Annotated in this window: 23 protein-coding genes, 1 tRNA gene and 1 pseudogene; 17 read left to right on the forward strand and 8 right to left on the reverse strand. The window is 59.5% G+C overall.

Annotated features, from left to right (window positions below):
* Positions 1–22 precede the first annotated feature (22 nt).
* Positions 23–104: transfer RNA gene (locus tag H6F58_RS05920), tRNA-Leu, on the forward strand.
* Between the two features lie 139 nt (positions 105–243).
* Entirely contained in the window at positions 244–801 is a 558-nt protein-coding gene (locus tag H6F58_RS05925) for a MarR family transcriptional regulator (RefSeq protein ID WP_060701386.1), read from the forward strand.
* A 6-nt stretch (positions 802–807) separates the two neighbouring features.
* Here H6F58_RS05925 and H6F58_RS05930 read toward each other — a convergent pair whose 3' ends face one another.
* Positions 808–2280, reverse strand: coding sequence for an SDR family oxidoreductase (locus H6F58_RS05930; RefSeq protein WP_146274954.1), 1473 nt, complete (start codon positions 2278–2280; stop codon positions 808–810).
* Positions 2277–3116 carry a tryptophan-rich sensory protein gene (locus tag H6F58_RS05935; protein WP_146274955.1) on the reverse strand — a complete coding sequence of 280 codons (840 nt, stop codon included), beginning with the start codon at positions 3114–3116 and terminating at the stop codon, positions 2277–2279. The genes H6F58_RS05930 and H6F58_RS05935 overlap by 4 nt, the downstream gene beginning before the upstream one ends.
* Positions 3117–3231: 115 nt before the next feature.
* Here H6F58_RS05935 and H6F58_RS05940 point away from each other — a divergent pair, with 115 nt between their 5' ends.
* From H6F58_RS05940 to idi, 8 genes are read left to right on the forward strand one after another with little or no spacing between them, the layout of a single operon-like run.
* Entirely contained in the window at positions 3232–3723 is a 492-nt protein-coding gene (locus H6F58_RS05940) for a MarR family transcriptional regulator (RefSeq protein ID WP_171919880.1), read from the forward strand.
* Positions 3720–4829, forward strand: coding sequence for a polyprenyl synthetase family protein (locus H6F58_RS05945; protein WP_195181323.1), 1110 nt, complete (start codon positions 3720–3722; stop codon positions 4827–4829). The genes H6F58_RS05940 and H6F58_RS05945 overlap by 4 nt, the downstream gene beginning before the upstream one ends.
* Positions 4826–5767: a squalene/phytoene synthase family protein gene (locus tag H6F58_RS05950; protein ID WP_244652376.1), complete on the forward strand. Its 942-nt coding sequence runs from the start codon at positions 4826–4828 to the stop codon at positions 5765–5767. Before H6F58_RS05945 ends, H6F58_RS05950 begins: the two co-directional genes overlap by 4 nt.
* Positions 5768–7360 (forward strand): phytoene desaturase family protein, encoded by a 1593-nt coding sequence (gene crtI, locus H6F58_RS05955; protein WP_195181324.1) that lies wholly within the window; start codon positions 5768–5770, stop codon positions 7358–7360. It begins immediately after the preceding gene.
* Entirely contained in the window at positions 7357–7719 is a 363-nt protein-coding gene (locus tag H6F58_RS05960; RefSeq protein ID WP_195181325.1) for a lycopene cyclase domain-containing protein, read from the forward strand. Before crtI ends, H6F58_RS05960 begins: the two co-directional genes overlap by 4 nt.
* Positions 7703–8059 (forward strand): lycopene cyclase domain-containing protein, encoded by a 357-nt coding sequence (locus H6F58_RS05965; protein WP_244652378.1) that lies wholly within the window; start codon positions 7703–7705, stop codon positions 8057–8059. Before H6F58_RS05960 ends, H6F58_RS05965 begins: the two co-directional genes overlap by 17 nt.
* Positions 8060–8061: 2 nt before the next feature.
* Complete coding sequence (locus H6F58_RS05970; RefSeq protein WP_195181326.1) at positions 8062–8925, forward strand: prenyltransferase; 864 nt, start codon at positions 8062–8064, stop codon at positions 8923–8925.
* A gap of 25 nt (positions 8926–8950) precedes the next feature.
* The gene (idi, locus tag H6F58_RS05975) at positions 8951–9469 is read left to right on the forward strand and encodes an isopentenyl-diphosphate Delta-isomerase (RefSeq protein ID WP_195181553.1); all 519 of its coding nucleotides are present in this window, start codon (positions 8951–8953) and stop codon (positions 9467–9469) included.
* A 113-nt stretch (positions 9470–9582) separates the two neighbouring features.
* On the opposite strand, the gene H6F58_RS05980 is transcribed toward idi, so the two are convergent.
* The gene (locus H6F58_RS05980; protein ID WP_146274961.1) at positions 9583–10044 is read right to left on the reverse strand and encodes a hypothetical protein; all 462 of its coding nucleotides are present in this window, start codon (positions 10042–10044) and stop codon (positions 9583–9585) included.
* Between the two features lie 117 nt (positions 10045–10161).
* Between H6F58_RS05980 and ilvD the strand changes: the two genes are divergently transcribed.
* From ilvD to ilvC, 4 genes are all read left to right on the forward strand, one after another.
* The gene (ilvD, locus tag H6F58_RS05985) at positions 10162–11865 is read left to right on the forward strand and encodes a dihydroxy-acid dehydratase (protein WP_195181327.1); all 1704 of its coding nucleotides are present in this window, start codon (positions 10162–10164) and stop codon (positions 11863–11865) included.
* A gap of 288 nt (positions 11866–12153) precedes the next feature.
* The gene (locus tag H6F58_RS05990) at positions 12154–14037 is read left to right on the forward strand and encodes an acetolactate synthase large subunit (protein WP_060701398.1); all 1884 of its coding nucleotides are present in this window, start codon (positions 12154–12156) and stop codon (positions 14035–14037) included.
* 3 nt (positions 14038–14040) lie between these two features.
* Positions 14041–14559 carry an acetolactate synthase small subunit gene (gene ilvN / locus H6F58_RS05995; RefSeq protein ID WP_060701399.1) on the forward strand — a complete coding sequence of 173 codons (519 nt, stop codon included), beginning with the start codon at positions 14041–14043 and terminating at the stop codon, positions 14557–14559.
* A gap of 104 nt (positions 14560–14663) precedes the next feature.
* Positions 14664–15695, forward strand: a complete 1032-nt coding sequence (ilvC, locus tag H6F58_RS06000) for a ketol-acid reductoisomerase (protein ID WP_060701400.1) — start codon at positions 14664–14666, stop codon at positions 15693–15695.
* A 393-nt stretch (positions 15696–16088) separates the two neighbouring features.
* On the opposite strand, the gene H6F58_RS06005 is transcribed toward ilvC, so the two are convergent.
* Entirely contained in the window at positions 16089–16907 is an 819-nt protein-coding gene (locus tag H6F58_RS06005; protein ID WP_195181328.1) for a hypothetical protein, read from the reverse strand.
* Positions 16864–17874: a hypothetical protein gene (locus H6F58_RS06010; protein ID WP_206693514.1), complete on the reverse strand. Its 1011-nt coding sequence runs from the start codon at positions 17872–17874 to the stop codon at positions 16864–16866. The genes H6F58_RS06005 and H6F58_RS06010 overlap by 44 nt, the downstream gene beginning before the upstream one ends.
* A gap of 115 nt (positions 17875–17989) precedes the next feature.
* Between H6F58_RS06010 and H6F58_RS06015 the strand changes: the two are divergent.
* The 3 genes and pseudogenes from H6F58_RS06015 to H6F58_RS06025 form a co-directional block, all read left to right on the forward strand.
* A pseudogene (locus H6F58_RS06015) lies at positions 17990–18241 on the forward strand (ketol-acid reductoisomerase); the annotation flags it as partial.
* Positions 18242–18529: 288 nt separating this feature from the next.
* On the forward strand, positions 18530–19195 hold the full coding sequence (locus tag H6F58_RS06020) for a DUF4230 domain-containing protein (protein ID WP_195181330.1): 666 nt from the start codon (positions 18530–18532) through the stop codon (positions 19193–19195).
* Between the two features lie 33 nt (positions 19196–19228).
* Positions 19229–20494, forward strand: a complete 1266-nt coding sequence (locus H6F58_RS06025) for a hypothetical protein (RefSeq protein WP_195181331.1) — start codon at positions 19229–19231, stop codon at positions 20492–20494.
* A 137-nt stretch (positions 20495–20631) separates the two neighbouring features.
* Here the strand turns inward: H6F58_RS06025 and H6F58_RS06030 are convergent, their stop codons facing one another.
* From H6F58_RS06030 to H6F58_RS06040, 3 genes are all read right to left on the reverse strand, one after another.
* On the reverse strand, positions 20632–21120 hold the full coding sequence (locus H6F58_RS06030) for a hypothetical protein (protein ID WP_348536375.1): 489 nt from the start codon (positions 21118–21120) through the stop codon (positions 20632–20634).
* 267 nt (positions 21121–21387) lie between these two features.
* Positions 21388–22290, reverse strand: coding sequence for a class C sortase (locus H6F58_RS06035; RefSeq protein ID WP_195181333.1), 903 nt, complete (start codon positions 22288–22290; stop codon positions 21388–21390).
* 145 nt (positions 22291–22435) lie between these two features.
* The gene (locus H6F58_RS06040) at positions 22436–23842 is read right to left on the reverse strand and encodes a SpaH/EbpB family LPXTG-anchored major pilin (RefSeq protein ID WP_146274966.1); all 1407 of its coding nucleotides are present in this window, start codon (positions 23840–23842) and stop codon (positions 22436–22438) included.
* Between the last annotated feature and the right edge of the window lie 84 nt (positions 23843–23926).

A 23926-nucleotide genomic window follows, 5' to 3' on the forward strand; every position in this document is an offset into this window, starting at 1 on the left:
CGTGGTTCTTGGCGTCGCGCCAGCGAGTATGGCGGAATTGGTAGACGCGCTGGATTTAGGTTCCAGTGTCTTCGGACGTGAGAGTTCAAGTCTCTCTACTCGCACCTGATAACCCTGCGGTCCAAGCAATTGGACAGCAGGGTTTTTGCATGCCTCATGGCGTGCCAGTCAGGCGTAGTATCAAAGGACACGGACAGCGAATGATGGTGTCTCTGGACCGGGCAATGGCATGGGGAGGACGATATGGCAGTAGAGCGGTTGCCTACAACCTATGGGCTTGCTGAATCGGATCCAGAACAGGTACTGATTGACCGGCGGGGCGTTGCCCCTGAGGATCTGGCGCAGATCGAGCGGATCATGGCCGAGATGGGCCGCATGCGGCAGGTTGAGCGCAAGATCATGCGCAGCTCGCAGCGCTACATGCAGTTGAACGAGACCGATATGCGCGCGCTTCGCCAATTGATTGCCGCAAAGAATGCCGGCAGGGTGACCACCCCCAGCGATTTGCGCGCTTATCTCGGGATCTCCAGCGCCTCCGTGACAAAAATGATCGACCGGCTTGAAGCCAATGGGCATGTTCGGCGCAGCCAGCATCCGACGGACCGGCGTTCCCAGTGCATCGAGGTCACAGAGCAGACGCATCTGGCCGCGCGCGAGCAAATGGGGCGGCACCATGCCAAGCGCTTCGATGTGGCCAATTCCCTGACCCCTGAAGAGCGCGAGGTGGTGATCCGCTTCCTGGCGCAGACTACCGACGCCCTGGAGTGGAGCCTGGAGAAGTCAAGCCCCCAGGAGTCCTAGCCCCCGCTAGGGCCGGGAATCGCTCCGTGCTTGTTCTGCGTCTTTCGCGATGTTGGCGATGGTCGCCGGGAAGATGACCCCGTGGAACGGGTAGACGGCCCACCAGTAGCAGCGTCCCCACAGGCCGCGCGGGAAGAATACCGCCCGCTGGATGAGCTCCGTCTTCCCGTTGGCTTGCCGGCCAATGGAGTATTCAAGCCAAGCTTGCCCTGGCACGCGCATTTCCGCCCGCAAGCGCAGCAACTGGTCCTTCTCCAGCGCCTCGACTCGCCACCAGTCCACCACATCGCCCAAGGCCAGGGTGCTGTTCGAGCGGCGGCCGCGGCGCGAGCCCACGCCGCCGGCCAGCTTGTCCATCAGTCCGCGCAGCCTCCAAAGCGTCGGGAAGGCGAAGTATGGCGAATCGCCGCCGAGCCGTTGCACTACCTTGAATAGCGCCTGCTCGGTGGCCGTGGTGGTGATCCTGCGCGTATCGGTGTAGCTTTTGCGCCCGGCCCATTGCGGATCCGAAGGCAAGGGCTCGGCCGGGGCCGAGATCGGATGGGCTGTTGCCCAGGTGGTTTCCACCGCGTCCGCATTGATCTTCTCCAGGGCCAAGTGCACCGCTCTGGGATAGTCGCAGAGGCCTTGCTCAGGCGGCGGGATCAGACCATCAATTTTTCGCGATTGCATCACGCAGTCGTGCTGCAAGGACGCGACCAGCGCCGAGGCCAGGGTGCGGGGCAGCGGCGTGACCAGATTAACCCAATGCGAGGCCAGCCGCGGGGTCAGCAGCGGGAGCGCCCAGACCGCAGGTTCGCGCAGCCCTGCCACTCGGGCATAGATCTGCATCAGCTGGGCATAGCTGTAGGCTTGCGGGCCGCCGATGTCATAGGCGCCATGGACTGGCTGCTGAAGCTGCGCCGCGGCCACGAGGTAGTGCAGGGCATCGCGAATGGCTATGGGCTGGACCTGGTTGCGCACCCAGCGCGGTGCCGGCATCACCGGCAGTACATCGCTCAGGTGCCGGATCATCTCGAAGCTGGCAGATCCCGACCCGATCACCAGTCCCGCCTGCAGGATCAGCGTGTTCACCGAAGCGGACAGGATCTCGCCCACCGCAACTCGCGATTCCAGATGCTCGCTGAGCTTGCCCGAGGGGTGCAGCCCGGAGAGATAGACCACCTGGCCCACACCCTGCTGCAGTGCGGCTCGTGCCATGACGGAGGCGCAGTTCTTCTCCTGCTCGGCGAAATTGCGGCTTCCGGACATGGAATGCACCAGGTAGTAGACGACCTCGGCTCCGTAGCAGAGCCGGGATACCGCCTCGAGGTCCGCCAGGTCTCCCTCGATGATTTCCACCTCGGCATGCCAGGGAACGTCGCGCAAGCGCTGGGCATCGCGGGTGAAGACCTTGACCTGGTGCCCCTGGCTCAGCAGCCGCGGGACCAGCCGGCCCCCGATGTAGCCGGTGGCACCGGTGACGGCGATCCTGCTCATCGCGTGCCCCCGTTGCCACCCGATTTGCCGTGCCAGGCGATCGCGCCGGCTCCCGCCAAAACGGCTGCCGCGCAGCCAAGCGCCGCGAAGCCAACCAAGGCCGACTCGTTGGCGCCGCTCAGGCGGCCAACCCCGATCCACGCTAGGCCCCAGCAGATGGCCACAGGGGCAAAGAGATTGCGTGCGTAGAAGCTGATGGCCAGGGCGATGAGGACGGCAACTGCCAGGAGCGCGACGGCCAGCCCGGGGGCCCATGCGGCATCGCTGCCGAAGCCCAGCGACAAGAGCCACGCCGCGGTATTGGCGATGCTGGCCACGGCCACCCATCCCAGATAGAGGCCGAAGGTCAGCCACATGATCCAGTACTCAAGACGCGAGGACGGCGTTCCGGCAAGCATGATTGCCATCATCCACGCCAGCACGGCGACGAGGGTGAAAATAATGGCAACGCTGAATCCCAGCCAGCCAAGCTGCACCACGCTGATCCAGGCCGCATTGAGCAATGCCGAGAGCATCGCCGGCCCGCGCAGGGACGCTGCCCAGGCCGAGCGCCGGCCCGAGGGCGTGAGCTGGAAAATGCCATAGACCGCCAGGCCGGCGTAGATCACGCTCCAAATCGAAAAGGCGGGCCCTGCCGGCGCCAGCAATGTCGCGTCAGCGCTGAGATAGCCCCCGGCCACCTCCTGCACCGGGGTGCCGCCCAGCGCGCCGCTGCCGATAAAGGATACGGCGATGGCCGTGATCAGCGAGATGGCCGTGACCACCGGCCAGGTCCAGCTCGGATTGGCAGCAGGGCCCGCGCCCTGCCGCAGTGCGGGTTCATGTGATCGGCTCATGGGGCTGCTCCTGGGGTCGTGGAAACTTTTTTGGGGATCCGGCTCGACAAAACTATATAGTTAAACCATGATGTATCTAGATAAGCTAAATATCAACCCAGCGAGATAAATGATCATGGCAAGTGCACCTCCCTTCCGGAGCTCGGATCTTTTCCGCGCTCTCTTGCGGCTTCAGCGGGCCCATGCGCTCTATGAAGTCCGATGGCGCGCCCGCCTCAATCTGAACGACACGGATCTGAGGACCCTGAACCTCATCCGGTGCTTGAGCGCACCCAGCCCTGGCGAGCTGGCCAAGGAGCTGGGCGTTTCCTCGGCCGGCATCACTGCGGTGCTGGATCGGCTCGAAGCGCGCCACGTGATCCAGCGCCAGCAGCATGCGACGGATCGGCGGCGCACCGTGGTCCATCCCGGCAGCGGCTTCCCCGAGACCACCGGCGAGGGGATCGCGGTGCTGCGCAGCCTGCACAGGTTCTGCGACCAGCTCGATGAACCCTCCCGCCTTGCGCTGCGCGCACTGCTGGGCGAAATCCTGCTCACGCTGCAGGCCGCCGGCACTGGGCCAGCCGATCATTCCACCCCACCAGATTCCCGGAGCAGTGAACTATGACAACGCACGCCAGCACCGATCAATCCCCGCCGGCCGGCCCGCGCATGATGGGCGGCGAAAACGGATTCATCGACGAGGCCACCCAGGCCGCCATCAGCCAGCGGCTTTCGCAGATCGGCTCGCAAGCGCAGCAGCGCACTGCTGCCTATTCCAGCCAGGGCGCTGTGCTGTGGTCGCAGATCACCGGCGGCCTGGCTACCGGCAAGCTGATGCGCCCGGCCTTGGCCATGCTCGGCTACCGCGCCTTCTCGGGCCGCAATGAGCCCCGCGCCATCGACCTGGCCTGCGCCTTCGAGCTGCTGCACAGCGCGCTGCTGATCCACGATGACGTGGTGGACAAGGACTTCGTGCGCCGCGGAGAAGCCACCATCTCGGCGCTCTACCGCGATCAGGCCCTGGCCAGCGGGCGCAGCCTCCCCGATGCCGAGCATGCCGGGAATTCGGTGGGGATTATCGCCGGAGACCTGCTGATCAGCGAGGCGATCAAGCTCGCCGCCCGCGCCGCAGCCGGCACCGACAGCGAGTCCGTCGTGGAGCAGGCGTTCTTCCAGGCAATCGAGCAGGCCGGGGCAGGAGAACTGGAAGACCTGCTCTACTCCCTGGGGTCGGCGCCGGCGACCACCAGCCAGGTGCTGCGCATGGAGCAGCTGAAAACCGCCTCCTACTCCTTCCAGCTGCCGCTGCAAGCCGGGGCGCTGTTGGCAGGGGCTTCCATGGGCCAGGCCGAAAACATCGGCACCGTGGGCTGCCAGCTCGGGGTGGCGTACCAGGTCATCGACGATGTGCTCGGGACCTTCGGGGACCCGTCGCGCACCGGCAAATCCGTCGAGTCCGACCTGCGCGAATTCAAGAGCACAATCCTGCTGGCCCTGGCCGCTGAACAGCCCGAATTCGCTCAGATGCTCAAAGAATTCCGCTCCGGCAAGGTGCCAGCCGGGCAAATCCGCGACGAGCTGGCCAGCCAGGGCACGGAGCAATTCGCCCGGCAGCTGGCCGAAGCGCTGTGCAGCCGCGCCACCGGATCGGCGGCCTTCCGCGACTTGCCCGAGGGCGCCCAGCAGCTGCTGCGCACCTGCAGCCACCTCATCCTGGAGCGAAGCCGATGAACGCCATGGACCCGCGCGAGCTCGACCCCCGCACCCCGGCACTGCACCTGTATTCGCGCACCGCGCAACGCAGCTCGAAGGTGCTGCTCCGCCAGTACTCCACCTCCTTCTCGCTGGCCTGCCGGTTGCTCGACGCTGCCAGCGCGACCCGCATCGCCAATATCTACGCCCTGGTGCGCCTCGCCGATGAAATCGTGGACGGGGTGGCCCTCCAGGCCGGACTCGAGCCGCGTGCCATCGCCGCGTGCCTGGATGACCTGGAAGCGGAAACCGAACGCGCCATGGAACGCGGCTACAGCACCAATCTGGTGGTGCACGCCTTTGCGCTCACCGCGCGTTCCACCGGCATCGGGCCGGAGCTGACCGCCCCGTTCTTCGCCTCGATGCGGGCGGATCTGACCACCGGGGAACACGATGCGCGCAGCCTCGAAGACTATATCTATGGCTCCGCCGAGGTCATCGGGCTGATGTGCCTCCAGGTGTTCATGGCCATGCCCGGCGCCATGCCACTGGGCGCGGAGCAAGAAGCCCAGGCGAAACTGGCAGCCCGCAGCCTGGGCGCGGCCTTCCAGAAGGTCAATTTCCTGCGCGATCTGATGCAGGACAGCCAGGAACTGGGACGGGCCTATTTCCCCGGCATCGACCCCGAAGCCTTTGGCGAGCAGGACAAGCAGCGCCTGGTGGAGCAGATCGAGCAGGACCTGGAGAAGGCGCGTGGCGGGCTTGCGCTGCTGGCGCCAGCCGCAGCGCGCGCGGTGCGCCTGGCCCACGACCTGTTCCAGGAATTGAACCGGCAGCTGGCCAAGGCCCCGGCCGAGGCGCTGCTGCGCACCAGGATCTCGGTTTCCCCCGGGCGCAAGGCCATGATCGCGGTGCGGGTGCTGCTGGCCAGGCAGGGAAAGACGCAAACCAGCCACATCATGGAAGGACGGCACTAGATGGCCAGCGAAGCACGGGACGTTGTAGTCATCGGAGGGGGATTCTCGGGCTTGGCCAGCGCCGGCCTGCTGGCCGCGCGCGGGTGCAATGTCACCTTGCTGGAACAGCACCCAAGCGTGGGCGGCCGGTCCGGGCGCATTGAGCGCGCCGGCTTCCGCTTCGATACCGGTCCTTCCTGGTATCTGATGCCGGAGGTCTTCGAACACTGGTTCGAGCTCATGGGAACCAGCGTCGGCGCGCAGCTGGAGCTGCGCGAACTGGACACCGGATACCGCACGTTCTTCCAGGGCCGGCAGGCTCCGGTGGACGTGGGCACCGGGCCGGGCGTCCGCGAGCTCTTCGAATCCCTGGAACCGGGTAGCGCCCCGGCGCTTGAGGAGTACTTGCGCACCGCTGGCAATGGCTATGAACTGGCCTTGAAGCACTTCCTCTATGATGACTTCAGCTCGCCCCGGTCGCTGATGGATCCCCAGCTGCTGCGCCTGCTCCCGCAGCTGGCCGCCTTGCTCGGATCCAGCCTGGAGAGCTATCTCGCCCGGCGTTTCCAGAGCAACGAAATCCGCCAGCTGCTGGGCTATCCTGCCGTATTCCTGGGCTCCAGCCCGGAACGCACCCCTGCGCTTTATCAGCTGATGAGCCACCTGGACCTGGCAGATGGCGTCAAGTACCCGATGGGCGGCTTCGCGGCGGTTGCCGATGCCATGGCTAAAGTGGCAACCGAGCAGGGAGCCAGCATCAGGGTCGGAGCGACCGCCACTGCGATCGAGACCACCACTGGAACGAAGCCGCGGGTGGCGGCGGTTCACTGGACCGATGCCTCGGGGCAGCGGCAACGCACCGCGGCGCAGGCGGTGATCGGTGCAGCCGATGCGCGCCATATCGACGGCAGCCTGCTGCCAGGGCACCTGCAGACGAATACGGCCAAGAGCTTTGCGCGCAGGGATCCGGGCCCGAGCGCCATCCTGGTCTGCCTGGGCATCACGGGGAAATTGCCGGAACTGGAACATCACAATCTGCTTTTCAGCAAGGACTGGAAGGATAATTTCGCGCGAATCCGCCAGGGCCGCGAACTGCAGCCGGAAACCAGCATCTACGTCTGCAAGCCCAGCGCCACCGACCCCTTTGTCGCTCCCGCCGATTGCGAGAATCTGTTCATTCTCGTGCCCGCGCCGGCCGTGCCCGAATGGGGGCAAGGCGGCCCGGACGGGCTCGGGGATGCCATGGTCGAGCAGGTCGCGGACGCAGCCATCGACCAGCTGGCGAGCTGGGCCGGAATCCCGGATCTGCGCCAAAGGATCGTGGTGCGCCAGAGCATCGGTCCGGCGGATTTCGAACAGCAATATGGCGCCTACCGGGGCGGGGCGCTGGGCCTGGCACATACCCTGGGCCAAAGCGCCATGCTCCGGCCCGGCAATCACAGCAAGAAGGTGCAGGGACTGCATTATGCCGGAAGCACGGTGCGCCCCGGGATTGGCGTTCCGATGTGCTTGATCAGCGGCGAGCTGGCGGCCAAGGCAGTACTGGGCATCACTGGCCCCGGGCCCTTGACCCACGAGCGCCGAAGCGCCAGCAGCAGGGAAGCGGGAGCATGATCTATCTGGGTATTCTTCTCGGACTGCTCGGCTGCATGGCGCTCTTGGATGCCAAGTGGAAGCTTTTTGTCTTCCGCCACCCGCTGCGCGGGCTGATGGTCCTGGTGTTGGGGACGGGATTTTTTGTGCTCTGGGATGTCCTGGCCATTGGGCAGGGGATCTTCCTGCATAAGCCATCGGAGTTGATGACCGGGATCATGGTCGGCGAGCAATTCCCCTTGGAGGAAGTCTTTTTCCTGGTTTTCCTGTGCCATTGCGCGATGATCGCGGTGACCGGGGCGCAGGCGCTGATCCAGTTCCGGGCGCGGCGAACCCGTGGAAGCTCAAAGACAGGGGAGGGCGATGGCCATGTTTCTTGAGATGAGCTTCTGGTTTCTCGCCGCAGCGGGCAGCGTGTTCCTCCTCGGCGCCCTGGCCGGCAGGAAAAAGCCTGCCGCCATCGCGCTGCCGGTCCTGGCAGCGATGGTGCTGATGCTGCTGCTCACGGCGATCTTCGACAACCTGATGATCTTTGCGGGGCTCTTCGACTATGGGACGCACACCCTTTCCGGCCTGCGCATCGGGCTGGCTCCTATTGAGGACTTCGCCTACGCTGCCTGTGCCGTGCTCCTGGGGCCCGGCCTCTGGTGGCTCTTCGAGGCCCTGGCCCCACGGCGCAAGGGCAGCGGCCATTCCACTCCTCCCAACGACAAGGCCTGACTATGCTCCATGGAATCATCACAACCTCGCGGCCGGTGTCGTGGGTGAATACCGCCTACCCCTTTGCCGCCGCCTACCTCCTGGCTGGAGGATCGGTGGATTGGAAATTCGTCGTTGGCACCATCTTTTTCCTGTTTCCCTACAACCTGGTGATGTACGGGGTCAACGACGTCTTCGACTATGAATCGGATCTGCGCAACCCGAGAAAGGGCGGCATTGAAGGCGCGCTGCTGGCCCGCCGCAGCCATCGGATGATCTTGCTGGCGAGCGCGGTCACGGCCGTGCCGTTCCTGGTTGTCTTGGCTTTTGCCGGAAGCGGCATCTCCACTGCGGTGCTGGCAGGGTCGGTTGCGGCGTTGCTTGCCTACAGCGTTCCGGTCCTGCGTTTCAAGGAACGCGCTGGACTGGACTCCGTCACCAGCGCCGTCCATTTTGTGTCGCCCGCGATCTTCGGCTGGGTGCTGGCGGGCGCGCCGGTGCACCGCACCCAATGGCTGGTGTTCATCGCCTTCCTTCTCTGGGGCATGGCCAGCCATGCACTGGGCGCCATCCAGGACATCCTTCCCGACCGCGAAGCGTCGCTTGGCTCGATCGCGGTAGCGTTCGGCGCGCGGAGAACGATCTACTTGGTGGCAGGCGCGTATCTGCTCGCTGGGCTGCTGGTCCTGTTCGGAGTTCGCGGAATCGGCTCGTTGGCCGGCTTGCTCGCCATTGCCTACATTCTTAATGTGTTTCCGCATCTTGGGGTGCAGGATTCGACGTCCGGTACGGTTAACCGGGCGTGGAAGAGATTTCTGTGGATCAACTACCTGTGCGGATTCCTGCTGACGATGTTGTTGATCTACGCAGCTGTATTCACCCGCTAACCACCAAAGAGAAGTCGAGGACTTGATGGATGTCATCCTGCTTTCCGAGGACGGCCAGCCAGTTGGCGCCATGCCCAAGGAAACAGTGCATAACAGGGATACGCCTTTGCACCAGGCGTTCTCCTGCCACGTCAGGAATTCCTTGGGGCAGTTGTTGATGACGCGCAGGGCGCTGTCAAAGGCGACGTGGCCCGGGGTATGGACGAATTCCTTCTGCGGCCACCCCCAGCCGGGGGAGCAGATGGAAACCGCGATCCGGCGCCATGCTGCCGGGGAACTGGGCATGGAAATCCGGGATATCCAGGTAGCGCTGCCGGACTTCCGCTATCGCGCGGTCGATGCCTCCGGCGTCGTTGAAAATGAGATCTGTCCGGTCTTCACCGCCGTGATCGATGGGGACATCGCGGCTAATCCGGCCGAAGTCATGGATTACCGCTGGGTTGATCCCGCGGAATTTGCTGTAGCAGTCCAGTCAGCTCCTTGGGCCTTCAGCCCATGGCTGGTCATGCAAGCCGGCGAAATGACCCAGTATCGGACCCGGTAGCGGGCCCCTGCCGGACCGGCTGCGCGCATAGCGCGGAGGAATAGGAAAACGGTGGATGCCATGCGGCATCCACCGTTTTGCATGAAGGGCCGGTGGGATCACCGGCTTTGCGGCTATACGAAGTTCTCGGTGCCTTCGATGGTGTTCATGAAGTGGTCCATGAAGTCGGCAAAATCGTGGGCATCGGATTCCTGGTCAACTTGTGCGCCAACGGTGACGGCATCATCGATGTGGTAATCGATGCTCAGCTTTTCTGGAATGCTGAAACGGAAAACCCTGCCCGTTGAGGTGGCAACTTCGTAGCCGCCATCGCTGAGCTCGGCGAGCTGGTTCACGTTGGTGTTGTTGATGTTGATGGCGTTTTCCGACGCGCGCAAATCGTTCGCGTTGACCGGGGCAATGATGAGTTCTGCTGGTTGGCGCCGATATCCAATGACCTTGAGCCCTCCAGAACCGGCAGTTCCGGTTCCAGCCACGAGGTTGTAGCTGGCGAAATTAGGGATCTGCGAGTCGAAGGCCTCGTGGAGACGGGCCTTGACCTGCTCGGCTGGATTTTCGTCTGGGCGGTTGTCCATGACTCCTACTCTACCGATAAGTTTGGACAATTTGATCAGTCACATCATTTATCGAAATGTGTCACGGTTGCGTCATAGGTTATCCGATTGGTCATATTGACAACTAGAATGAAATTTATGAGCCAGGATGCTACGCCAGATATCAAACCACGTTCCCGTGTGGTCACCGATGGTATCCACGCCGCTCCAGCGCGAGGCATGTTGCGCGCTGTCGGCATGGGCGATGATGACTTCGCAAAACCGCAAATTGGCATTGCCAGCTCGTGGAACGAAATCACCCCTTGTAATCTTTCGTTGAACCGCCTTGCGCAGGGAGCCAAAGAAGGCGTCCACGCTGGCGGAGGTTTCCCGATGCAATTCGGAACCATTTCGGTATCCGATGGCATTTCCATGGGGCATGAGGGCATGCACTTCTCGCTTGTTTCCAGGGAAGTCATCGCCGATTCGGTTGAAACGGTCATGATGGCTGAACGCCTGGACGGCTCGGTGCTCTTGGCGGGCTGCGACAAGTCGCTGCCGGGCATGCTCATGGCCGCCGCGCGGCTCAACCTTTCGTCGGTCTTCCTCTATGCCGGTTCCATCATGCCAGGATGGGTGAAGCTGGAGGACGGCACAGAAAAAGACGTCACGCTGATTGACGCCTTCGAAGCGGTCGGCGCCTGCGCCGCAGGACGCATGAGCGAAAAAGACCTCGATGCCATTGAGCGAGCCATCTGCCCGGGCGAAGGCGCCTGCGGCGGCATGTACACCGCAAACACCATGGCATCCATCGGCGAGGCGCTGGGCATGAGCCTTCCAGGTTCCGCCGCGCCACCATCAGCTGACCGGCGCCGCGACATGTTCGCGCACCGCTCGGGCGAAGCCGTGGTGGAGATGCTGCGCAAGGGAATTCGCGCCCGAGACATCATGACCAAAGAGGCCTTTGAAAACGCCATCGCCGTGACCATGGCTTTTGGCGGCTCAACCAACGCCGTGCTGCACCTCTTGGCCATTGCCCGGGAAGCCGAGGTCGACCTATCGCTGAGCGACTTCAATCGGATCGGCGACAAGGTGCCGCACCTGGCAGACCTTAAGCCATTCGGCCGCTACGTCATGAACGACCTGGATCGCGTCGGCGGCGTGCCGGTAGTGATGAAGGCGTTGCTCGATGCAGGGCTGCTTCACGGCGACTGCTTGACGGTCACCGGAAAAACAGTCGCTGAAAATCTGGCCAGCATTGCGCCACCGGATCCTGATGGCAAGATTCTTCGAGCCATGGATAACCCCATCCACAAAACCGGTGGTGTCACGGTGCTGCATGGTTCCTTGGCTCCGGAAGGGGCCGTGGTGAAATCCGCGGGCTTCGATGCGGATGTCTTCGAAGGAACCGCGCGGGTCTTCGAGCGGGAGCAAGGTGCCCTCGAAGCGCTGGATGCAGGGCAGATCCAGGCCGGCGATGTGGTGGTCATTCGCTATGAGGGTCCCGAGGGCGGACCTGGCATGCGTGAAATGCTGGCCATTACCGGCGCCATCAAGGGTGCCGGCCTTGGCAAGGACGTCCTGCTGCTCACCGATGGCCGCTTCTCTGGCGGTACTACCGGGCTGTGCATTGGGCACGTGGCCCCTGAAGCCGTTGACGGCGGGCCCATTGCCTTTGTGCACGACGGGGACCGGATTCGCGTGGACATTTCCGCCCGCAGCTTCGACCTGCTGGTTGATCCTGCAGAACTGGAAGCCCGAAAGGCTGGCTGGAAGCCGCTTCCCGCCAAGTTCTCCTCGGGCGTCTTGGCCAAGTATGCAAAATTGGTAAATTCGGCTTCGACAGGCGCATATTGCGGCTAATGAGGCCGTGGTCCAGATGGGTGGGCGCCAAATGCGTCCACTCATTGGACATCCATCTCATATAATGAGATGAACGGGGTGTCTAGTTGAACTTTATCCTTGGGTAGAGAAAACTAGAGACATGCAAACAAACTTCGATGTTCTACTAGTTATCAGGCGCGGAGCCTGAGACGCTGTCGCACTAAGCGGACAGAACATCGGTAACGCGCAAGCCCCCTTTCGTCAGTAGTGACGGCCGCGGGGCGTTTTTTATGCGCAAACGAAGAGATAGAAATGGAAAGGATCCCGATGAGCAACTCAACACCAGCCAATCCGGCGTCGGTTGCGAAGTCAATCAATCGATCTAAGGATGCCGCCGCCGCTGTCTCTTCCGTCGTGGAAGCTTCGAACCCGGTACAGGGTCCGAATAATATCGTTGCTCCCACACAGATGACGGGCTCACAAGCCATCGTCCGCTCGCTGGAAGAACTGGGCGTCAAAGACGTCTTCGGATTACCAGGTGGGGCCATCCTTCCCACCTATGATCCACTGATGGATTCGACCAAGATCAACCACGTCTTGGTCCGCCACGAACAGGGTGCAGGCCACGCCGCACAGGGTTTCGCCATGGTGAGCGGGGAAGTTGGCGTATGCATCGCCACTTCCGGACCAGGCGCAACCAACCTCGTCACCGCACTGGCCGATGCCAATATGGACTCGGTGCCAATGGTGGCAATCACCGGTCAGGTCAACAGCGCCTTTATCGGCTCTGACGCATTCCAGGAAGCAGACATTGTCGGCATCACGATGCCGATCACCAAGCACGCCTTCCTGGTCACCAACGCGGAAGATATTCCCAAGACCCTGGCCAGCGCCTTCTACCTGGCACAGACCGGACGTCCCGGTCCGGTGCTGGTGGATATCACCAAGGATGCGCAGCAGTCGGAGATGACCTTCTCCTGGCCGCCCAAGGTGGATCTGCCCGGCTACCGCGTGGTGACCCGCGGCCACAACAAGCAGCTTCGAGAAGCAGCCAAGCTGATCGCAGCGGCAACCCGCCCGGTGCTATATGTCGGCGGTGGCGTGATCAAGGCCAACGCCCACGAGCAGCTCAAGGAATTCGCGGAATACATCAACGCGCCAGTGGTCACCACCCTGACCGCCCGCGGTGCCTTCCCGGATTCGCACGAACAGCATGTGGGCATGCCGGGCATGCACGGTGCGGTGTCCGCAGTGACCGCCTTGCAGCAGTCGGACCTGCTGATCACCCTCGGGGCCCGCTTCGATGACCGGGTCACCGGAGTGCTTTCCTCCTTCGCCCCGAACGCGAAGGTGATCCACGCCGATATCGACCCTGCGGAAATCTCCAAGAACCGCGTGGCGGACGTGCCGATTGTGGGCTCGCTGGATGAAATCATCCCGCAGCTGCAAGAAGCCTGCGCAACGCGCTTCGAGAATGAGCCGCAGCAGGATCTTTCCAGCTGGTGGGGCTTGCTCAATCGCCTGCGCGAGACCTACCCGATCGGCTACACCGAGACCCAGGACGGGCTTTCGGCGCCACAGCACGTCATCCAGCGCATTGGCGAGCTCACCGGGCCAGAAGGCGTGTACGTTGCCGGCGTGGGACAGCACCAGATGTGGGCCGCCCAGTTCGTCAAGTACGAGCGCCCGCGCTCGTGGCTGAACTCGGCCGGGCTGGGCACCATGGGCTACTCGGTTCCTGCGGCCATGGGTGCCAAGGTTGCACAGCCGGATCGCGTGGTCTGGGCCATTGACGGAGACGGCTGCTTCCAGATGACCAACCAGGAACTGGCCACCTGCGTGATCAACAATATTCCCATCAAGGTCGCGGTGATCAACAACTCGTCGCTGGGCATGGTTCGCCAGTGGCAGACGCTGTTCTACGATTCCCGGTACTCGAACACGGATTTGAATACCGGGCACGGGACCGCGCGCGTTCCCGACTTCGTGAAGCTGGCCGATGCCTACGGTTGTGTGGGCCTGCGCTGCGAACGCGACGAGGACATCGACGCCACCATTGCCAAGGCATTGGAAATCAATGACCGTCCCGTGGTGATCGACTTTGTCGTCTCGGCCGACTCGATGGTGTGGCCGATGGTTCCATCGGGCGTGAGCAATGACCAGATCCAGATCGCCAGGGGCATGACCCCGGAATGGGAAGAGGAGGACTAGAACATGGCAAAGCACACTCTGTCGGTACTGGTTGAAGACGTTCCCGGTGTACTCACCCGAGTAGCCAGCCTCTTCGCCCGCCGTGCCTTCAACATCCACTCGCTGGCTGTGGGCCCCACGGAAATTGACGGCATCAGCCGCATGACCGTGGTGGTCGACGCCGAGGGGGATTCCCTGGAGCAGGTGACCAAGCAGCTGAACAAGCTGATCAACGTCATCAAGATTGTCGAGCTGCTTCCGGAAACCTCGGTGCAGCGCGACCACATCATGATCAAGGTGCGCGCCGACGCGGCGACCCGCCTGCAGGTGACCCAGGCTGCGGAACTCTTCCGTGCCTCCGTCATCGATGTGTCTACGGACTCGCTGGTGGTCGAGGCTACCGGCAATGCAGCGAAGATCGAGGCGCTCTTGGCGGTGCTGGAGCCCTTCGGCATTCGCGAAATCGTCCAGTCGGGCACCCTTGCCGTAGGCCGCGGCGCCAAGTCCATGAGCGACCGCGCATTGAAGACCCTGAGCGCCTAGGGCGCACAGAAGACTTCTACGGACACGAACTACAAATTTTAGATACTTGGCACCTAGCTTAGAAATTGAGCTAAAAAGCCAGAGCACAAATAAGGAGAACTACAGTGGCTGATCTGTATTACGAAGACGACGCAGACCTCTCGATCATCCAGGGCAAGAAGGTAGCCGTCATTGGCTACGGTTCCCAGGGCCACGCGCACGCGCTGAGCCTGCGCGACTCGGGTGTCGAGGTTGTTGTCGGCCTGGCCGAGGGCTCCAAGTCCCGCGCCAAGGCTGAAGCCGAGGGCCTGAAGGTCGCCACCGTTGCCGAGGCTGCTGCCTGGGCCGACGTCATCATGATCCTGACCCCGGACCAGGTCCAGGCCCAGGTATACACCGAGTCGATCGCCGAGCACCTGGAAGAGGGCAACGCCCTGTTCTTCGGCCACGGCTTCAACATCCGCTTCGGCTTCATCCAGCCACCAGCCAACGTTGACGTTGCCCTGGTTGCCCCTAAGGCTCCAGGCCACACCGTGCGCCGCGAATTCGAAGCCGGCCGTGGCATCCCTGACCTGATCGCCGTGGAGCAGAACTTCACCGGCGGCGCCAAGGAACTGGCCCTGTCCTACGCAGCAGGCATCGGCGGCACCCGTGCCGGCGTGATCGAGACCACCTTCACCGAAGAGACCGAAACCGACCTGTTCGGCGAGCAGGCTGTGCTCTGCGGCGGTACCTCGCAGCTGGTCCAGTACGGCTTCGAAGTTTTGACCGAAGCTGGCTACAAGCCAGAAATCGCCTACTTCGAGGTGCTGCACGAGCTGAAGCTGATCGTTGACCTGATGTGGGAAGGCGGCATCGCCAAGCAGCGCTGGTCCATCTCGGACACCGCTGAGTACGGCGACTACGTTTCCGGCCCACGCGTGATCACCCCTGAGGTGAAGGAAAACATGAAGGCTGTCCTGGCTGACATCCAGTCCGGCGCCTTCGCCAACCGCTTCATGGAAGACCAGAAGGCTGGCGCCCCGGAGTTCAAGGCACTGCGTGCCAAGGGTGAATCCCACCCAATCGAGACCACCGGCCGCGAACTGCGTTCGCTGTTCTCCTGGATCTCGGATTCATCCGCAGATGACTACGTGGACGGCTCCGTCGCCCGCTAATCTATAGCTTTTGATATAGAACAAAGCCGGTGATCGTTTCCCCGAAATGGGAAAGGATCACCGGCTTTGAGTCATTTGGCGGGAAGTATCAGACTCCTGGATGCTTGAAATTCACGACGGAGGCTTTGCTCAAGCTGCATTCGATCGGTGTCTGGCCCAAGAATTTGTGGCCTGGGATACCGGGACTTCGAGAATGACTCGGTTGGCTGAGGAACCTTCCGGCGAACAAACCGAATACTCTGGACAGGACCGTAGGTAGCTGGTTCCACTGTTCGAATCGTTGGAAGACGAACTAGCAAATTAGAATCGCCTTGATCTATATAGGGATTATTGCTCGTTCCAGCCTTTACCCGCTCAACTTGACCAGATTATTGCTGGCGACGTATTCGCTGACTAGGCGATACGGTCCCAAGATGCGGAACTGAAGAATGTAAAGTTTTCAGGCACCTTGCACATTAGGCGTGCAAGCACGCGCATATGCCATGGCGACGCTGAATTATTCACGACGACGGCTTCACATCGAATGTCGTCGCGATCGAGGCGCTCGAAATCCTCAGTGAACAAATCCGGAAGAAAACCAATCGGAAGCCCGGCATCGGTGACGATTAGCTGCGCGTTCGCGTTTACCCCGTTATCGGCATCTGGAACTAGATAAAGCTGGTCACCGGCGGCTAGCCCTTCGAGTGCGGTTTCCAGCTGGGAACGATCAGAGCTAACAGTCCCGTTTTCCAGGACGAATGAACGATCGATGACGTGGCGTACTCCGTGTACTAGAAAATCAATTTCCCAAGTTCGGTTACCCAGCGGTACTGGAACAGGGACGAGCTGAATCGTATCTCCAGTGCGTCGACCGCCAGATAGTGCTAGGACTTCCCAAGGCGTTGCATTTCGTTCCAAGCCAAGAGTTTTAAGGTAGCCGAGATAATCAGGACGCCGGGGACTCATTACCCGCTGTGCAAAAAGTGGAAAAAGATGATCGGACTCGTACGCTTGATCCAATGAAGGAAAGCCGACTAGTGGACGAAAGCCCTGGACGTCCTGTGCGTTCTGAATGTAACTGAATCTAAAAGTTCCGTTGACATCATGAGTCAACAAGCCGACGGGGCTTATGACGCGACTACGAGGATGTTGCCAAGTAACTGCCAACATGGTCACGACGCCAGAAAAATCACGTGATGCAACCGTTGGCTCTGGTGGTTGTAAAACAGGCATTTTGGATCCTTTCCAAGTTGAGTTCCAGTAGCTCTTGTATAAATGTACGTCTCACTTCCGACATTTCGGGGATACTGTGAGCGATTCGAAGCAGATCGTCACCACTAATGCTGTCGAATTTTTCTTGCCAGTAGGTGCGCGTAGCTTCAGAAGTCAAAGAGAGCGCTTGCGCTGCCGCTTCAACCAGTCCTAGCTGTCGATTTCCAGGTTGTGATCGTTCAAGTTTGGTCGCTTTGCCTTTGTTGGCCCATGCCGCGACCCCGCCACGTTGACCTTGAAGCCTTGCTTCCATCTGATCCTCAGGGACGTTAAAAGCCAAACTGCTGCCGTTGTCGTAAATGGGAGAAAGCCGGTTTGGCAGTGGTGCATCCGATGCGACGGCTCTCAATACCGCCCAGTTCTCTTCGTGTCTGTCTTGATTTGAAATCCAGGCGTCAAATAAGCACATGCCTGCAAATGCATCAAAGCCACTGAAGTTTCGCGGCATTGGCGACTCAGGCGGGGCCGTTACCGACACTAAGCTCAATTTGATGTTGGCAATCGAATGGCCGCGTCTATGTCTCGTATCGTCTGGAACAAAATCAGAAATTCCGCTTGAAGGAAGCCACAGCTTTCCATGGATAAGCTCATAGTCCGTTGGGCAAACATTCTTGGAGATAATACCGTCGACTGTTTTAGGAGCGCCATCCATGTCTTGGATGGTGTGAGATGCCAGGTATACGACAGCGGAAGGAAGGCCGAGCAGAGGGGCAAGGTGGCTCGCAATTTTTTCCGCATAGTCTTCCGCATAGCGGAGGCGTCCATCCACGCTGTTCTCTTTAAAGAACCACGAAATGTCTGGATCGCTTGGTTCTGCTAGAACGAACTTGACCTCTGCGCCAGCCGGCTCATGACCGATGACTTCCCACGCATCCGTGTTAATTCGTGCATGGTGGTGGGGGAAATCAGTACTGGCAGTCTCGCGCATTTTCCGCCCCGTCCGCTTTCTCATGGCTAATTCTTTAGGAATTACACTAGCTTGTCCCGAATTTTACTTTACTTGTTGAGAGAATCTTCCGGAGCTTTGCATCCTTCTGGAAAACAAGCAGCGCTGCTCCATTTTGGATTCTGCTTAGTGCGGCGAGTACGTTTCAGGCCCACGCGTGATCCCTCCTGAGGTGAAGGAAAACATGAAGGCTGTCCTGGCTGGCATCCAGTCCGGCGCCTTCGCCAACCGCATCATGGAAGACCTTAAGTTTGATGCTCCAGAGGTCAAGGCAATATGTGCCAAGGGCGAATCCCACCCGATCGAGACCACCGACGGTGAACTGAGCTCGCTGTTCTCTTGGATCTAGGACTCATCCGCAGATGACTATGTGGACGGCTCCGTCGCCCTCTTAGCCAGGATGTTCTTGATGAGGTAAAACATTTGAAAGCAGTCATTGAGGCGATGACGTGAGGCCTCAAACTAACGGCGAGTGTTATGTATATCGATCTTGAAACGATGCCGACTGTAACATTCAGAATTCAAGTACTTGTTGCTTAAATATCTTTTTTATGAGGTCGAGGGAAACAGTTAATATGAGAATTCGCTAAATGTCGGAGTCCAATGACATCATTAGATTGCGATTTCAAAGTGTCTGGTGACCTTTGGCGCCGTTAGACATATTGGGTTTAAAAAGAATGCGAAGCTGATGCTGGAAAAATTTAAGCGGTTTCTTGTCAGGGTCACACTTTCGCTCGTGGCCCTTGTCGTCATCGTGGGAGTGACCTTGGCCGGTGCTCATTACTTTGGAAACCCATTCGATGCATTGGGCGCAAGCAAGAATACGCGCGTTTTGTACTCTATTAGAAACGTTGAAGAGGTAGCGCTCCTTAGCTTGGGTGTTCAAGAAATTGTGAACGCTTCGGAAGATAAGAGCCTGTTCAACGTCGCAATTCCTGGGACAACGAAGACGTCCAATGTTCAATTCTCATTTCAAGCCAAGCTTGGAATTGACGGTCAAAACGTGAAAGTTGAAGACGCCGGTAGCAACGGTTATATGATTACTATTCCCAAGTTTGAGTTTATCGGCATGGAAAATCTTGATATTCAGGTGCTGAATGAAGAGAATGGCGTTCTAAGCTGGGTCACGCCTGATGTTGACAAAGATGCCATGCTCGCAGAAGTCGTCAATGCCGACCTTCAGGACAAATACATTGAGAATAACGAACAGTTGCTTCGTCAACAGGCAGAAAACTTTTATCGTGGTCTTACAGACTCCGTAGCGCCTGATGCAACTGTCGAGTTTGTTTTTTCGGATAACTAGGTTTCTAGAAGTTGAATCGGGTGTGAGGCACAAATGAGTAGCAATGAAATCGAACTCGTCGCAGATGGCAATGGCGTTGCGGTGCTTGGTGAGAAGAATGCCGTCAACGCGATGTTGGCCTCTCTGCAACTTCAGTCAAAGGAAATGGTTATTGATCGGTTAGGGCCTAACGCCTCTTTCGGGGCGGCAGTTGCCCAGGCTACTGCCGAGGTTTCATCAAACTATGGGCGCTGGGTGAAACTATCTGAGGAGTCTGCCAAGGCGTTTCGGGTGGGTGACTTGATGAAGGGGTCTACGTCGGAACTCAGTCGCGCGATTGTGATGGACAAGGGCAAGACGGCCGGAATTCTTGAAATTGTCACTAAACCCGGCTCCTTGCTCGCCAATCCTGCAGTGCTAGCCGGTGTCGGCGGCATCATGGCCCAACTGGCAATGCAACAGAGCATGGATGAGATCGCCGATTACCTGAAGGTGATTGACGAAAAAGTTGATGACATCCTGCGTGCACAGAACGACGGAGTTCTTGCGGATTTGGACGGGGTTGGAATGCTCATTGATGATGCAATGGTCGTGCGCGAGCAGGTGGGCCACATCGGGGAAACCACTTGGTCAAAGGTGCATTCGAACGCCAAGACTATTGCCAGTACCCAGTCGTATGCACTTCGGGCCTTGGACGCTCTGGCTGAAAAGCTGGAAAACAAATCCAAGATGGGTGAACTGGCCAAGATCACCCGTGAGGTCGAGTCCAAGATCAATCAATGGCTGGCTGTTCTGGCGCGCTGCTTCCAACTCCAGGATGGCATGTCGGTCTTGGAACTGGACCGGGTGTTGAATGGTTCGCCCGAGGAATTGGAGAAGCATCGGGTCGGACTGCAGATCGCGCGTGAACGCAGAATTGAACACATCACACAGGTGACCGAGAAGCTTCTTGAACGGATCGCAATTGTCGCGGGACTGGCAAATTCCAAAGTGCTGCTGCATCCAAAGTCTTCAGGCGACGTCGTAAAGTCGACCAATGTTGTCTCCAAAGACCTCGTGGAGTTCCAGAACCGGTTGGGAATTGAGAGCGCTTACGGAGCACTCGAATCCAAGAAGTGGATTAAAGCCGTTGCTGAGGTGAGGGACAAAGCGACCGATGCAGGCTCTGACGGTCTGAATGCAATCAGGCAGTTTGGTGATGACACTAAGAACAGGGCATTGGACAAGGCTGAAGACGTGGCAGCGTCGCTTGCGGAAAACATCAGAAAGAGCCGCAATGAGGAGTCTGATAAGGATTCCCGAGACGCCATCGAGAAGTAGCAGACGGGGGGACCAAATTCCGCCAGCAAACTCCGTCCTGTTATTCCACTTGCTAAGCGACCTCGGCTGATTCCCTTTTTGGGGATCAACCGAGGTCGCTTTGAAATTCCGGTGTACCGGATGCCTAATATGCAGGTTTAGCGCTTCGAAGCCCGGTAGCCGGCCTTGCGAGCATCGGCAGTAGTCTTGAAGCACTCTTCAGGCTTAGTCCGTTCGTAGTACGCTCCGCCGCGTACGTGGTACTTCCACTCATTCTTGCTACCTGTCCGGTTTCCCTTGACCGGGAATCCGGAGGGGCAGCTGTAGGACTTTCCGCTCATCTTGACCGAGCGCTTGGCAGCTGCCTTTTTCACAGTCAAGGTCTGCGTTTTGGATACCGTTGAGGTCTTGCCCTTGAGCTGGTACTTTACGGTGGTCTTGACCTTGTAAGTCCCCGCAGCTACCTTGGCTGACTTCTTATTCTTGGCAACGGTCTTCTTGCCCTTGGTGACTGTCAGGACAGCTGATTTGATCTTGACGTTCTTGGCCTTGGCGTAGCTTGGCTTGATAGTTGCCTTGGCATTGCCCTTGACGGTCTTGTTGCCGATTTTCTTGATGGTGACCGGTTCAGACTTTTTTGCTGCCACGATACCGATGCTCGGCGCTGACGCCGGTAGCGGTGTTGCCGATGCTACTGCGACACCTGAGAAAGCGAGCGCGCAGGCTGCGATGACAGCAAGCAAGCGCCTAACAATGTTTGTCATTTTTCCTCATGATTCAGAGTACGAGTGAAGAACTTGAATGTTCCAGTATTGATTCTAATACGGAAGGATCAATTCTTCACTCGTGAATATCCACGCCACCGGATAAATGGAAAAGTGGGCCTTGCCAAGATTGATTCTCATCATGAATGCTCATGGACGCTTCACACTGGGATTGCGTCCGGCGAAATAGACCCAGGCTGCGGCTGCCAGCACGGCGGCCCCGGCAAACACGGACCACCAGGGGAAACCTGGGATGTCGGGCGCCTTGCCCAGGGCGTTGAGATCTTCAATTGGCGTGGGCAGAATGCGCTCGGCCGTGACGAGCATTCGATGTGAATTGATGCCTAGCGGAGTGCAAGTTACCAGCGTGGTGAGGTCTTTCCCGTATTGGGGAACCAAGGATTTGGTTTCATCCGGGAGCACAGTTTGGGTTTCGATTACTTGATAGGAAAGGACTTCTCCGAGCACTTCAATGGTGAAGGTATCCCCGATTTTCAGCTTTGGAAGGTCATTGAACAGCGTTGCATCTGGAAGGCCCCGGTGTGCTGTGAGCACCGAATGCTGGGAGATGCCGCCCACGGGCAGAGCTGTTCCTTCGAGATGCCCGACTCCGCGCTCCAAGGTTGCGGCATCGGTGCCGTGGTAGATGGGCAGGTCCACGTTGATCGCTGGAATTCTCAAGCGTCCCATCAGGCCATCGTCAGATACCTTGAGCAGCTCATCGTAGGACTGGCTATCGCCTTGACGCCCGTCGCTGGTCGGCACATTGCTAGCGGGGGAGAGCAGCGCGCCTCCGACAAGCTGCTGGTTGTACTCATGTGCCTTGTCCAGCTCTGCCTGCAGCCAATCCGGTTCATCTTCTGATATTTCGGAGGAGATCATGCCAATGGTCTTGGACTGGTTGTACTGGGCAAACCAACTGGCAGTGGAAGGATAAAGCAGTGTCAGCGCGCCAAGAAGAAATACGCTCGCAATAGCCAAGGTCGCGATGGGCACCTTCCAGCCCCGGGGAGCCTTCGTGGTGTTCGTGTCCTTCTGGTCCACTGCGGACATGGAATGCTCCTCTTCTCAGGTGCGGACTATGATCATGGCGAACTTGGCAAGCTATTGCCGGGAGTTAAACCGCAGAAGCGGGAGAACGATTAATCCTCGTCCTCCCACTTCTGCGGCCTGCCAGCATGAATTTGCTGGTCGTGGTTTACTCAGCGCGGCGCTGGCGTGCTCGCCGCTGTACCAATACAGCACCACCGGCTACAGCCATGAGGCCGATACCTGCCAGGGTGAATAGCAAGGTGCCTTGTGCACCGGTCAGTGGAAGATCCGGTCCGTCGGCTTTGTGGTTGGTTACTGTGAGCTCGGCGGTGGCACCTGCATCCACTGCGGGGACCTCGGACCACGGATTGGCAGGAAGAACAAATCCTGCCGGAGCAACGGTCTCCCGCACCCAATAGGTTTCGGTGAGATCATCATCGATACCCACGTGGACCTGCCAGACGATTTCGCCGCTGTCATTGGTCGTGGCAGTGGCGATCGGATCACCAGTCGCTTCACCATCTACTGGTGCTTCGGCGTAGAGCTCGAACTTTGCGCCGGCCAGAATCTGGTCGCCTTCATCCGTCTTGATGAGCTTGATGGTGCCCAAGTTGGTGTTGGCTGGATCCTTGACGGTAGTCCCGTTGATGGTCAGGCTTGCCTCGTTGACGACCTTCCCGTCCTCGGGGATGGCGTTGACCGTGGTAACCAAGTCGATACTGAAGGTGGCTTCCCCGGCGCTATCAAGCTTTGCCAGTCCGGAAGCGGTCAACGAAATCTCGGTATTGTCGGCTGAGATTACGTAATCGGCCGCATCCAGAGGTGCGCCATTGAGCGAAAGCGCGCCCCAGGAGACGAAGGTCAATTGCGCAGGAAGCACGTCAGCGAGGGTGAATGACTCGTAGGGAAGATCAGAAGCGGGAACAGTCGTTTCCAGCGTCCACGTGACGTTGTCGCCCAGCAGCTGAGCGGTGTCGTCCACCGTCTTGCTCAGGTTGATTTCATTGAGCAGGTTCTTCGGATACACGTGAACGTTGTAGTTCCATGACCCATCCTCATTGGGATATGGAACAGTTACCCAGAACGGATCATGTTTCTGGCTGATCAGGTTATCGCCGGACTTGGTTTCGGTGACCAGGTACAGTCCCAAATTCAAGCCGGAGAATGTGGCCACCCCCGAGGCATCCGTTGTCGTCGCTGTGCTTGCGCCCAGCGTGTATTCAGCGGAGGGAAGCGATGGCGCGCTTCCGGCAGATGTCACTGCCTCCGAGAGTTCCCAGCCTTCGGCGGTGCTCAAATCAATGGGTGATCCATCATGCAGCACCTGCTGCAAGGTGAACTCAACCCCGGCCAGTTCCTTGTCCAAGCCTGGATCAGGAGTGATTTCATTACCATCGCCCGCCTCGCCCGGCGTAGCCGAGGACTTGTGGATGCTAATGGAACCGGTCATGCCCGAATCAATGCCCGGTGCATCGTCGGCAGCAGCGGCGGTGGCCCCCAATAACCCCGCCCCAGCCAGCGCTAGCGCGCTTGCTCCGGCAATCAACTTGCCGAGTCGTTGTTCGCTGAACACAATTACTCCTCATAACGAATTGCGAATGATTGCGGTACCGGCCCCCAAGTAATACCGGTACCGCGGCTTATGCGGCGGTTCTTT

It is taken from the genome of Glutamicibacter sp. FBE19 (assembly GCF_015524875.1).
Lineage (GTDB): Bacteria > Actinomycetota > Actinomycetes > Actinomycetales > Micrococcaceae > Glutamicibacter > Glutamicibacter halophytocola.

What these genes read in the sequence shown, in the direction of transcription:
- H6F58_RS05925 (WP_060701386.1), top strand. Translation starts at nt 244, where the DNA reads ATGGCAGTAGAGCGGTTGCCTACAACCTATGGGCTTGCTGAATCGGAT.
- H6F58_RS05930 (WP_146274954.1), bottom strand. Translation starts at nt 2,280, where the DNA reads ATGAGCAGGATCGCCGTCACCGGTGCCACCGGCTACATCGGGGGCCGG.
- H6F58_RS05935 (WP_146274955.1), bottom strand. Translation starts at nt 3,116, where the DNA reads ATGAGCCGATCACATGAACCCGCACTGCGGCAGGGCGCGGGCCCTGCT.
- H6F58_RS05940 (WP_171919880.1), top strand. Translation starts at nt 3,232, where the DNA reads ATGGCAAGTGCACCTCCCTTCCGGAGCTCGGATCTTTTCCGCGCTCTC.
- H6F58_RS05945 (WP_195181323.1), top strand. Translation starts at nt 3,720, where the DNA reads ATGACAACGCACGCCAGCACCGATCAATCCCCGCCGGCCGGCCCGCGC.
- H6F58_RS05950 (WP_244652376.1), top strand. Translation starts at nt 4,826, where the DNA reads ATGAACGCCATGGACCCGCGCGAGCTCGACCCCCGCACCCCGGCACTG.
- crtI (WP_195181324.1), top strand. Translation starts at nt 5,768, where the DNA reads ATGGCCAGCGAAGCACGGGACGTTGTAGTCATCGGAGGGGGATTCTCG.
- H6F58_RS05960 (WP_195181325.1), top strand. Translation starts at nt 7,357, where the DNA reads ATGATCTATCTGGGTATTCTTCTCGGACTGCTCGGCTGCATGGCGCTC.
- H6F58_RS05965 (WP_244652378.1), top strand. Translation starts at nt 7,703, where the DNA reads ATGGCCATGTTTCTTGAGATGAGCTTCTGGTTTCTCGCCGCAGCGGGC.
- H6F58_RS05970 (WP_195181326.1), top strand. Translation starts at nt 8,062, where the DNA reads ATGCTCCATGGAATCATCACAACCTCGCGGCCGGTGTCGTGGGTGAAT.
- idi (WP_195181553.1), top strand. Translation starts at nt 8,951, where the DNA reads ATGGATGTCATCCTGCTTTCCGAGGACGGCCAGCCAGTTGGCGCCATG.
- H6F58_RS05980 (WP_146274961.1), bottom strand. Translation starts at nt 10,044, where the DNA reads ATGGACAACCGCCCAGACGAAAATCCAGCCGAGCAGGTCAAGGCCCGT.
- ilvD (WP_195181327.1), top strand. Translation starts at nt 10,162, where the DNA reads ATGAGCCAGGATGCTACGCCAGATATCAAACCACGTTCCCGTGTGGTC.
- H6F58_RS05990 (WP_060701398.1), top strand. Translation starts at nt 12,154, where the DNA reads ATGAGCAACTCAACACCAGCCAATCCGGCGTCGGTTGCGAAGTCAATC.
- ilvN (WP_060701399.1), top strand. Translation starts at nt 14,041, where the DNA reads ATGGCAAAGCACACTCTGTCGGTACTGGTTGAAGACGTTCCCGGTGTA.
- H6F58_RS06005 (WP_195181328.1), bottom strand. Translation starts at nt 16,907, where the DNA reads ATGCCTGTTTTACAACCACCAGAGCCAACGGTTGCATCACGTGATTTT.
- H6F58_RS06010 (WP_206693514.1), bottom strand. Translation starts at nt 17,874, where the DNA reads ATGCGCGAGACTGCCAGTACTGATTTCCCCCACCACCATGCACGAATT.
- H6F58_RS06025 (WP_195181331.1), top strand. Translation starts at nt 19,229, where the DNA reads ATGAGTAGCAATGAAATCGAACTCGTCGCAGATGGCAATGGCGTTGCG.
- H6F58_RS06035 (WP_195181333.1), bottom strand. Translation starts at nt 22,290, where the DNA reads ATGTCCGCAGTGGACCAGAAGGACACGAACACCACGAAGGCTCCCCGG.